The sequence below is a fragment of the Ruegeria sp. AA6 genome (assembly GCF_056542865.1).
On record NZ_JBQGAN010000066.1, the window covers coordinates 1 to 2,309 of the forward strand.

The window sequence follows — 2,309 nt, forward strand, 5'->3', positions numbered from 1 at the left end:
CCAAACATTTCATCTGACGCACTACTTTGGCAGCTGGTTGGAAGGAGATATCAATTGCACTGATCATACCTGTAGTCCCCGTATTCCAGCCAGTTTGCCGAGCCTTCGCTAAAAATCAGAAACTCGGACCTGTCCTCCCCAAGTAGGGCGACGACAAATCCGGCGGGCGGCTCAGAGTTTCCGAAGTAACTGTAGGCCGTCATGGCTCTGATCGGCTCGCCATTGACCGTTACTCGCGCGTCCCACTCTCCGTCCGGTTTGTCCAAAATTACGGGTTCGATCACGCGCTCTATCGCTCCGCCACCACAATAGACGATACCTTCGGGCGCTTCGTAGGAGGTCTCTTGGCTAACTTCTGAATCGCACGCAGAACGAAGGGACCGAATTGCTGCGCTGGAACCTTTCAAGTCAAAAATTCCGTAGCTGACATCTCGATCAATCATCGACAGATTAACCGATGCATTGGCCGCAAGCTGGTCCAGTACAAAACCATAGTCTCGCTGACTATTGAAACTGACCTCGACAGGATAATTGTCGACGATCTGCAAAGCCGCGTTTTCTGCGCCAACCTGAAATGCTCCAACTTCGGTGGTGCCGTTCTTCAAGAAACGAATGGAAAGCCCCTGCTTGTCCGCAATGTCCTGGCTGTCCTCGAATCCAGCCGGAGCAAAGCGAATACGGTCACACTGAAGTTCCAGCGTCATGTTTCCTGTCTGAATAAACGCATTGGGAGTGGGCCCGGAGCTGAACGACCACTCCGCTGATGCTGAGGTCGCCATTGCCATCATCAACGCTCCAATGGAAATCGTTTTGAACCTCATTTTTTCTCTCCATGGTGTTACGTTTCGTGCAGTCATTCAGCAGAGCTTCCGGCCCGTTACCTGGGCAACCAGATTAGGAAACAGGTTCGCCGTATTCGTTTGCGCCTTCTTGGGAAGGTCGTGTCAGCCACCAGATCATCAGAATGGACAGAACCAATTGAAGTATTGAGACAACAATAATACCGGTCACGCCCAGGACTGCCGCAGGTCCTCGCAATGCATCTGGGTTTTCCGTCCCTTGCTCCAATACCGAAAAGAACGCTACCCCACCCAACATAACAAAAAGCGTTGAAATGCTGAGCGCCATCGGCAGCAGCAAATACCAGCCAGGTCGTCCTGTATCATGCAGCCTTCGCCAACCGGCGGCCAGCATAGGTATGAGAACAGCCAACTGGAAAACAGAGGACAGGACCCGAGATCCCTGGCCTGTTTCGGGGTTGGTCCCGAATATGATCGTATCCAGCACAGCTAAGGCAGCACTCACGAGAACCACAAACAAGAAGAACCACCAGTATTCTGAGCGTATAGCCCGACCGGAGAACTGGAAGTATTTCGAGAAACACGTTTTAACGGCTTCACCAAATCCCATCTTTTAATCCCTTCATTGTTTTTGTGCGGCCTCAAATCGCTTCGCCGCTCAGGGGAACACACTCGTAGCTCCCACTTACTTTTTTGTTTGAACGCAGAGGCCTATCGTACGAGAGCGTAGAGAAATTTACGCACGGAAAAAATATTGATTTATTTCAAATTAGATTCAAACATGCGAATTCGAAACAACTTTATTTTACCTACGTTGTTGTCGCTGTCGCCCGACTTGTCGGGCCCTTCCGACTGCTAGAGTGAGTGCTGGCGGTCGGAAGGCACTTTACAATGATTGAGCGCTGGGAGGACGCGATGCTCAGACTTAACGTACTCGCCCTCTTTCCAGAATTCGCTCTAGCATTTGCTAGTGACTTCATTCGGCCTTCACACGTTAACGTCGGCCCCGATAGTCAACGAAATATCGTCCCGCCGACCAAGCCCACCGCGGCAAGTTTTGGGAAAGGTAGTCACAGGATCAAGGTATGTTCAATTGGCTGCACAGACGCGAGAGCTTCAAACAAGCGCATCCAATTTCACTAATTTCAAGGGAACCAGAGGGAGAAGAAGATGACCAACAAGATTGTGATGATTGCGGGCGCGACATGTTTCGCACTGCTTGCGGCCTGCGACGATACGAGTACATCAAGCGCGTCCGCCGAACTCACGCCGGCTCAGCAGGCGTGTTTGCGAGATGTAGCCAACACGACGAACAATTCGCAAGTCGTGGTGCTCTCATCCGCGTTTAGCGAGGCGGGAACACAGGTCACAGTCGGCGTAGGCGAGGATCGTGCTCCTTGGAATTGCATTGCTTACAGTGATGGCGCAACGGCTGGAATCGAGTTCCTGGGCGACGAAGGCGCATTGTGACCTGTCTGCTGCGTAGCTGAAATCGGCTGCGCAGCACTG

General features: G+C 52.0%; 3 protein-coding genes. 1 reads left to right on the forward strand and 2 read right to left on the reverse strand.

The window, feature by feature from the left end:
- Nucleotides 1–50: 50 nt before the first annotated feature.
- On the reverse strand, nt 51–704 hold the full coding sequence (locus ACR0LN_RS23850; protein WP_480433220.1) for a hypothetical protein: 654 nt from the start codon (nt 702–704) through the stop codon (nt 51–53).
- Between the two features lie 190 nt (nt 705–894).
- A complete protein-coding gene (locus tag ACR0LN_RS23855; protein WP_480433221.1) occupies nt 895–1,410 on the reverse strand; it encodes a DUF805 domain-containing protein in 516 nt (171 codons plus the stop codon).
- Nucleotides 1,411–1,970: 560 nt separating this feature from the next.
- On the opposite strand from ACR0LN_RS23855, the gene ACR0LN_RS23860 reads away from it, so the two are divergent.
- Nucleotides 1,971–2,270, forward strand: coding sequence for a hypothetical protein (locus ACR0LN_RS23860; RefSeq protein ID WP_480433223.1), 300 nt, complete (start codon nt 1,971–1,973; stop codon nt 2,268–2,270).
- Nucleotides 2,271–2,309 lie beyond the last annotated feature (39 nt).

What these genes read in the sequence shown, in the direction of transcription:
- ACR0LN_RS23850 (WP_480433220.1), bottom strand. Translation starts at nt 704, where the DNA reads ATGACGCTGGAACTTCAGTGTGACCGTATTCGCTTTGCTCCGGCTGGA.
- ACR0LN_RS23855 (WP_480433221.1), bottom strand. Translation starts at nt 1,410, where the DNA reads ATGGGATTTGGTGAAGCCGTTAAAACGTGTTTCTCGAAATACTTCCAG.
- ACR0LN_RS23860 (WP_480433223.1), top strand. Translation starts at nt 1,971, where the DNA reads ATGACCAACAAGATTGTGATGATTGCGGGCGCGACATGTTTCGCACTG.